At 44.3% G+C, this 8,066-nt stretch carries 7 protein-coding genes; all 7 read right to left on the reverse strand.

Annotated features, from left to right (window positions below; genetic code table 11):
* Positions 1 to 5 precede the first annotated feature (5 nt).
* The 7 genes from H8876_RS01110 to cas1 all read right to left on the reverse strand — a co-directional run bounded on the left by H8876_RS01110 (position 6) and on the right by cas1 (position 6,489).
* A complete protein-coding gene (locus H8876_RS01110) occupies positions 6 to 380 on the reverse strand; it encodes a stage III sporulation protein AB (RefSeq protein WP_249286182.1) in 375 nt (124 codons plus the stop codon).
* A complete protein-coding gene (locus H8876_RS01115; RefSeq protein ID WP_249286183.1) occupies positions 373 to 1,473 on the reverse strand; it encodes a hypothetical protein in 1,101 nt (366 codons plus the stop codon). Before H8876_RS01115 ends, H8876_RS01110 begins: the two co-directional genes overlap by 8 nt.
* A gap of 460 nt (positions 1,474 to 1,933) precedes the next feature.
* Positions 1,934 to 3,142 (reverse strand): hypothetical protein, encoded by a 1,209-nt coding sequence (locus H8876_RS01120; RefSeq protein WP_249286184.1) that lies wholly within the window; start codon positions 3,140 to 3,142, stop codon positions 1,934 to 1,936.
* A gap of 2 nt (positions 3,143 to 3,144) precedes the next feature.
* The gene (locus H8876_RS01125; protein ID WP_249286185.1) at positions 3,145 to 3,774 is read right to left on the reverse strand and encodes a hypothetical protein; all 630 of its coding nucleotides are present in this window, start codon (positions 3,772 to 3,774) and stop codon (positions 3,145 to 3,147) included.
* Between the two features lie 17 nt (positions 3,775 to 3,791).
* On the reverse strand, positions 3,792 to 5,120 hold the full coding sequence (csm6, locus tag H8876_RS01130) for a type III-A CRISPR-associated CARF protein Csm6 (protein WP_249286186.1): 1,329 nt from the start codon (positions 5,118 to 5,120) through the stop codon (positions 3,792 to 3,794).
* 28 nt (positions 5,121 to 5,148) lie between these two features.
* Positions 5,149 to 5,478 carry a CRISPR-associated endonuclease Cas2 gene (gene cas2, locus H8876_RS01135; protein ID WP_249286187.1) on the reverse strand — a complete coding sequence of 110 codons (330 nt, stop codon included), beginning with the start codon at positions 5,476 to 5,478 and terminating at the stop codon, positions 5,149 to 5,151.
* Between the two features lie 9 nt (positions 5,479 to 5,487).
* Entirely contained in the window at positions 5,488 to 6,489 is a 1,002-nt protein-coding gene (gene cas1 / locus H8876_RS01140) for a CRISPR-associated endonuclease Cas1 (protein ID WP_249286188.1), read from the reverse strand.
* Positions 6,490 to 8,066 lie beyond the last annotated feature (1,577 nt).

The raw sequence follows: 8,066 nt of genomic DNA on the forward strand, positions 1-8,066 counted from the left end.
CAGCGTCAGATGTGTATAAGAGACAGGCCCAGCCCCAGGAAAAGATCGGTAAGTATCTCCACATCTTCCGAAAGCAATGGGCAGCCTTCTTTTTCTTTATGCAAAGCATCCTGCCAGGCTTTTCCCAGCGTCTTTTGGACTGTCAGTCCTTCGGCGCATTCTTGCAAAACATCTGCAAACCAGCAGGATTTCTGTAAGGCGGCTCGTTGAAAAGTCTTTGCCAGCGCATCCTTTCGATACGAGATATCCAGGTGCAAAAGCCGGATCAATTCCAGCGTGTCTTCCAGTTCCACTCGTCGGTTCTTATAGCCTGATGCTTTGGAAAATCCCAGTGCTGTACAGCCGAAAAACAAAAGGATCCCGGCGATGACTTTAACCATGGGATACCTCCGGCATTCTAAGGATCTTTTCTACTGTGCCTGTAACCGGCTGTGCCGATAGAAAAATCAGGGTTTCGAAGACGTGATCCGTGATAAGACTGCCGACTGCAGACTTTGCAGCATCTTCAAAGCTGCTGCCGTGGATCGTCGTGATGATCTTCACACCGGCGCTGAGAGCCGACCGGATCGCGGCCGCATCCTCCGGCTTGCCGATCTCGTCCGTCATGACCACGTCAGGTGACATGGCTCGGATCAGCATCAGGATACCGTCTGCTTTCGGGCATCCGTCCAGCACATCGGTCCGAGGCCCCAGATCATAGCTGGTTTTTCCGTCGTAACACCCTGCGATCTCCGAACGCTCGTCACAGATCCCGATGCGAAAACCCGCGTTGCTGAGGTTTCGCGCCAGATCCCGCAGCATCGTCGTCTTCCCGCACTTTGGCGGGGATATTATCAGCGTGTTGCGGACAACCATCCTCCCATAATCAGCAGCAGACGGACAAACACCGGAAAGATCCGAGGTCACAAGACTCTTTTCGTCCCCGCAACCGGCAGCAGACGAGCAAACACCGAAAAGATCCGAAGGGGCAGGACTCCTGTCGCCCCCGCAACCGGCAGAAATCCCTGCATTTGGAACGCTTTCAGCCGGAGCTTTTGCAGGAGAAAGCACCGCACCCAAAATCTTCTCCGATGCTCCCGTGATTTCCCGGCTGCGTCGAATGTTCAGGGAAGAAACGTCCTTGATGAGATGCACCTGCCCGTTTTCCAGGGTCACTCGTCCGCAGATCCCTACCCGGTGGCCGCCTTCGATGGTGATATAGCCGCGGGAAAGCTCCTCTTCATAAGCATAGTACGAATAATCCAGCAGCCGGTTCAAGATCTCTTCCAGCACCTCCGCCGTGATCTCGACCCCGTCGCGAAGACTATACTCTCTGCCACCGCTGATCAGCAGCGTGTCCGTGTTCGTCCGGATCCGGATCTCCTCCAGCTGTTGCAATGTCTGCGCCGGGAGTTTTTTGATCCTGTCCCGCATCGACTCCGGCAGCTTGATCAATATGTTATCGATCCGTTTGCCTGCATTTTGTTTCATCATACCGCCCTCTTTCTCTTTCGTGCTTGTCTTAGTACAAGATATTCCTTGTCCCAGGATTTATGATAAGAATTTATGAGAGAATGCACCGGGACTTTATGAGTCCGCCCTCATAAAGTCCCAGTCCGCCACCAAAACCCGGCACGATTTCAAAACCCGGCACGATTTTCCGCAGAAATAAAAAAGAAAAGCTTCAAAAACAGAATTTTAAAAGCTCTTCTCTGAATTCCCGTATGTGCTGTGAAATCAACTTGCTGTTTTATATCACATACCGCATATTATTTTGTTGTTTATAACTTCGCAATGGATCGACAGAAAAAAATTAAACTTTGAGGCACCTTTTCTTCACCATAATATCCCATAAATGTTACTCTATTGCTGACAATTCGCTTGACTGATCATTCACTTTCTGTTTTTGCTCGCGAAAACAGCTGATTTGGTACATTTTTGCGAAGCCGTCCCTTCACGCATCATCATCCCCAAAGCCCAGCGGATCATCCAGGAAATCACTGCGCGTATCCCAGTCAAATGGGTTTCCACCGTGGAACATGATCGCATCATCAATAGCTTCTTCCATATCAAGGGCAATGGCATCTTCATCTTCGTAGTCAACCGGTGGTTCATAGAATTCCGATTCTTCTTCTACATCATCCGGATCCTCGATTTCCCAGTCGTCGCCATCGTCGCCATCGTCCGGAACATGCTCCGCATAATCCTCGTTATCTCCGTAACCCAGATCAGCCAGATCAATAACGATTTCCAGCGGTCCTTCCATTTCCTGCTCCTGCTTTTTCCTTCGATCCACCGCAGCCTGCAGTTCCTTTTCAGTCAAATGATCATTCATCCAGTTCAGGAAAAACACCATCAGTGCCGCATCCAGACCCTGCTCATCGCTTTTCTCCGTATGTTTCCGTTCAAACTGCCGCATCAGCCGCACATAATTATTGTCCTGCAGCAGCTTTTCATGAATAATGTCCCGCAGGAAATCCACAAGCTTATTCTCCAAAAACGCCATCTCAAACCCGTCGGAAGTTTCACTTTTCTCCAGGTGCAGGGTCTGTGTAAACTCCAGATCAAAGTCTTCATCCCACGGCACATATCTTAGCAAAACATCAGAATAGTCCTGTATTTCAAATCCCTTCGCCACATCTAAACTGTATCCCGGCAGAATTACGATTCCTGCGTTGAGAGATTCTGTATCAGTGGAGCCTGGATAAAAATCCTTCGACATACCATGCTGAAAAAGCTGCATTTGAGAACAGTCCAAAAAACACTTTGGTTTCCCTGCAAGGTTTTTAAAATGAAAATACACCTGCACGATCAGCTTCCCTTCATCCGGGATCTGGATCACTTTATGTTTATAATACTCGATTTCGCTGAACTGCCCTTTAAAATGGAGCACCGCCGGAGCCTCAGGTTTCGCCGCTAAGTTCTCAGGTTTCGCCGCCGGAGTCCCCGTTTTTACAACACTCTCCGGCACTACGATATGACCGTTTTCATCGCAGTCAAAAAATATATCCTGCGCCAGAAGCACCTTCATCAGCTTCTTCTTCTCGGCCGTCAGATCCGTACCGCAGATCATGCACTGCCCCTCGGCAATATCGTACAGATTCTGTTCTATCCCGCAAACCGGGCAAAATACACTAAAATCAGAAACGGATCTTGTCTCCACGCTTACACCTCCGAATCCAGTCTTTGCAGCACTTCCAGCACATATTCAGATCTAAATACTTCGCTTATCTGATCTCGTGCCTGCTGCAAAAGCTTCACCTTCCGCGGCCATTCTCCCGCCAGCAGATCGATCGCTTTATGCAAAGAAAACTTGATGAATTTTTCTTCCTCTGCTGTAGCAAGCCCCTGCAAAATGCTTTTTGCTTTCTCCGGATCACGATCCTGCAAAGCTTTTTCATAAGCTCCTCCCAGGCAGACCGCGCACAAGGCGCGCAAATGCTTGTCCCCTTCATGGAGCTCCTTGATTTCAACGATTTTACGGGCGTCCCTTCCGCCAGAGATCTCACCGGAATGCTCTAGCCAGTGCTGGAGCTGCTGCACCGGAAGATAGCCTGCCGGAACGATCACATTTTTCGATTCACTTTGGTCGATCCGGTAATCCAGTGTCCGCAGGATCCGGATCATCCTGTCGCGATGCTTCTTCATACTGCTCTCGCACCACGGGCAAAAGCCATGATACATATCATATAAATTGATACGTGCGCCGCATCCCGGGCATGTCACCAGATACCCGCCCACCTCCGCAGGAACAGTATAAGTATCTTGGATCAGCCGGATCTGTTCTGTTTTCATGATAAGCTCCTCTCTTGCTATACTTCTAACAGAAATGCTTCTTTAATCAGTGTATTCATAGCTACATAAGAATCCCAACTGTCAGAGGTAACTTTGATGCCAGAAATTGCAACCAGAGATTTTAGCTTTTTAACAATTTGATTTATGTTGCATCCACATTTAGATTTAATCCAATCATCTGTGATGGATACCAGATTATGCGCAGCGATATTACGTACTGCTTCTTCAATGCCACGAAATTCATCAAACGCTTTTTTGCAAGCAGGATCAGTGTCAAATTTACAGATCATTTTTGTCAACTGATCACTTACAACATATCCGCCCCGGTATTTTCCATAGCTCTCAATGAAAAAATCATATAACTTTTTATCAATATTCTGCAAATTATTTTTCCAACGGAATGCTCCAGTAGTTTTACTTACATATGTCACTTTTTCAAGATCTATCCCACACCGTTTTCGTACTACCATTTTACACAATTCAAAAAACACCGGCGTGATTGCACGCAGCAAATCCGCATATTCCTCTTTTTCGGCTTTGATCTGTAAGATCAAAATATACTCCACAATATCCCGGGCGTCGCTGCCTTGTACCGGCATGAAGGAATATTTGTTTCCACCCGCCTTGGTATAGCTAGAATAATCAAGATTGATCCTGGCACAAGCGATTTCCAAAAGCTGAATCGCTTTCTGAGGAATCAGTTCATGAATACTTCTCGCCAGATCCAAAGCCGCCGGATAATCACAAGCGTCGATCAGCTTACGAATATTATTGATCGTAAACATGGCTGTTTGATTGCGACTTTTGATCAGTGTTGTTCTATCATAAAAAGTGTCCGGATCGTTGTCCTGGTTTAGATCCCAGTAAGATTCCACATCGTAGTTATCCTTATCCTCTTCGTGAGAGTTGATTTTTCCCTCCGGCGTAACTACTTGGATCGGATGCAGTCTGATTTCCATAAGATCTGCCATTATATTCAATGCGTTTTTCATTGCTGGGGTTCCAGAGGATATATTCAAAAGAATTTCTCCTTCATATTCTTTGTGAATTTCACGCAGCAAGGTTTCAAATTCCTGATAAAAATAATCAAAATCTTGAACTTCTGTCAGTTCCGGACGTTCGATCAATTTCACCTCAAACTTATGGTCGATCAGTTCAGATAATTTATCAAGGCAGTACAAATACCGATTATCCTTCACATGATAGTCGTACATTTCTTTTGACATATATAAAATCACTATATCCGGTTTGTAGATCCGGCATATGTGCAACATAGACCCGTCACGAAAATTCGAAATAGGATCTGTCCCGCCTAGGGGTGAAAAAAGTATTTTCTGCTTGTCCATTTTATTCCTCATTGCTTTCTATAATTCTTCAAATGATGATGATTTCTTCATCTTCCAGCATCTGTGCATTTCCATATACTGTCACATCCCCAGAACCATTGATTTTATAAATCCGAATATTGTCATCATCCTTTGCAAAACGCGCCAACTCCTGATTGAGCTGTTTCGTTTTCTGTTTCGTCAACATCGCTTCAAATACAGAACGCTGGACACGAAACAAATAACGTTCCAGTAGCTTTACCATCTGATTACGTCTTTTATTGTCAGATATATCATAACACACAACGATCATATTTTTGGATACAGATGTAATATTTTCCGTATCAAACATATAGTTTTCTTTCATGATATCTTTCATAAAGTCCACCTATCGTATGCGAACAGCCTTGTAGATCTCCGGGTCTTCTTCGTCGATTGCTTTTGCAAACAATAATACCTGCTGATTCAATAATGCACGATAACTTTGCCTCCCTTCGCTCTGCAAATAGCGGATTTCTGAACGCAGTTTTTTCTCGTATTTGCGTACAAAAATGCGAAAAGTGTCATTCATCAAAAGAATCCCTCCAGTCTCATGATCATCCTGGAATCCATCGATAGGAATCTCATGTCCCTGAATCAGGCTCAAAACAACCGAATCTACAATGACTGCACGCCATTCTTCCATCAAATCGCTTGCCAGAGTTGGATGTTTCTCACGATCCTGATGCAAAAATCCCGCATAAGCATTCAGCCCATGTCCTTCGATCAATCCATAGATCTCATGCATCAACAGGGTGTATCCCAAACTAAGCATGGAATTAAAAGGATCTTTCGGAGGCATCCGATTCCGCCCGAAAAACTTAAAATCAGGCTCGATTATTTCGCTTAATGCTGCGAAATAGTATCTTGCTGCAATCCCTTCGTAACCTTTCATTGCATCTAGCGATTCACATCTGCAAAGTTTTCTCTCTGCGTTTTCGATCTGTTTTACAGCTTCGAGGATTTCCGGCGTTTGCTTTGTAAGGTATCGTTTTAACACGACTTTCTGGTTATGTATTTTAGCGCCTAAGATTTCTCTTGCAAAAGCCTGAACAAAGTTATCTTCTCCCGTTATAGCGAATTGCTTCCGCTGTCTTGTGATCCGGCATCGAGCAGTCGGGGTCAAATGCCCATAATAACGCCCATTAGAAGAGAAGAAATTTAATGTTATTCCTAGTTTCAAACACCTCTGCATAGCCTGAGTGGTAATGGATACATTCCCAAACAGCGAGATATTTTCCAATGTTTCCGATGGAATCTTGCGAAGCAGATCATTCTTCATCTGTACTGTGATATATCCGCCATCCACACCGATCCGAGCACCCTGTTCATTCACATATAGATAACTCATAAATACACCCTTCCTTCATTTCTGCAAAGCAATTAACCGTCCCCTGTCGGGGGTCCGTAGGTTTCTATTTACTTGGATTTTTTTGCCATTTTTTTGTACTTTTCTTGGGTGTTATCTTAGGAAGACCATCCAATTCCCATCTTTTTGTAATACTCACCTGTTCATCATTTTTCTTACTTTTCATTTAAGTTACCTCCTACTCAGAATCTTCTAACGTTGCTACATAATAGAAACCTTGTTTTCTAACAGATTTAATTGTACATGACTCGTTAGTTTTGTGTAATACTTCTCCTTCTGGTTGTCCAGATTGAGACACATTAGTTATGCGTGCACCACGTTTATTTTCCATTTTAAAAATAAGCTTTACATTATTGTTTCTGTCCCCTGTCGGGGGTCTATAAGTTTCTATAACCGTCTGATGAGTCTTTGAAAATTAAGACGAAGTTTCCGTCCCCTGCCGGGGTTCTATGAGTTTCTATGCAAACGCAAAGTATGACGCAAAGACATACCAACAGTTTCCGTCCCCTGTCGAGGTTCTATAAGTTTCTATGTGCTGCACGAAAGTGATAAGGACGGTGGTTGAAAATTTCCGTCCCCTGTCGGGGCTCTATGAGTTTCTATTATTTTCACAGAACGGCGAACAAGACAAAGCGAATGAAGTTTCCGTCCCCTGTCGGGGTTCTATGAGTTTCTTATTAGTCATAATCAGCTTCATAGTATGTGCTAACACGTTTCCGTCCCCTGTCGGGGTTCTATAAGTTTCTATAAAAATGTATAAATTATCTAATAACAAATTGGTCGATTTGTTTCCGTCCCCTGCCGGGGTTCTATGAGTTTCTATACGCATCGAAAACCGAAAATGGAAAATGTACTTGTTTCCGTCCCCTAACGGGGTTCTATAAGTTTCTATGACAGCATGAGAGCGTTTGCAGCAATCCTTATTTTGTTTCCGTCCCCTATCGGGGTTCTATGAATTTCTATCAATTATGAGGAAGAACACAGAAAACTGTGGAAGTTTCCGTCCCCTGTCGGGATTCTATAAGTTTCTATCAGTATCTGGAAGAAACTTTATGGGTTGAAGACAGTGTAAGTTTCCGTCCCCTGTCGGGGTTCTATAAGTTTCTATTCACTGGAAGGAGTTCATGGGAGAAAATACTAAGACGTTTCCGTCCCCTGCCGAGGTTCTATGAGTTTTTACAATATGTTTGATGACTTCGATATTGATTATAACCAGCAGAAGTTTCCGTCCCCTATCGGGGTTCTATAAGTTTCTATTATCTGGTGTTGGTGGAAAAACAACAATGTTACCACTTTTCCGTCCCCTGTCGGGGTTCTATAAGTTTCTATCGTAATTCGTGATTTTAAAACATCAGAGCCGCTTGAAGTTTCCGTCCCCTGTCGGGGTTCTATGAGTTTCTATTTATTTGCCAATAAGTACCATGATTATTTTACATCGTTTCCGTCCCCTATCGGGGGTCTATGAGTTTCTTATTAGTCATAATCAGCTTCATAGTATGTGCTAACACGTTTCCGTCCCCTGTCGGGGTTCTATAAGTTTCTATAAAAATGTATAAATT

Source organism: Lentihominibacter faecis (assembly GCF_014306095.1).
GTDB classification, from domain to species: domain Bacteria; phylum Bacillota; class Clostridia; order Peptostreptococcales; family Anaerovoracaceae; genus Lentihominibacter; species Lentihominibacter faecis.

Coding starts and splice junctions, on each gene's coding strand:
- H8876_RS01110 (WP_249286182.1), bottom strand. CDS start 380: ATGGTTAAAGTCATCGCCGGGATCCTTTTGTTTTTCGGCTGTACAGCA.
- H8876_RS01115 (WP_249286183.1), bottom strand. CDS start 1,473: ATGATGAAACAAAATGCAGGCAAACGGATCGATAACATATTGATCAAG.
- H8876_RS01125 (WP_249286185.1), bottom strand. CDS start 3,774: ATGAAAACAGAACAGATCCGGCTGATCCAAGATACTTATACTGTTCCT.
- csm6 (WP_249286186.1), bottom strand. CDS start 5,120: ATGGACAAGCAGAAAATACTTTTTTCACCCCTAGGCGGGACAGATCCT.
- cas2 (WP_249286187.1), bottom strand. CDS start 5,478: ATGAAAGATATCATGAAAGAAAACTATATGTTTGATACGGAAAATATT.
- cas1 (WP_249286188.1), bottom strand. CDS start 6,489: ATGAGTTATCTATATGTGAATGAACAGGGTGCTCGGATCGGTGTGGAT.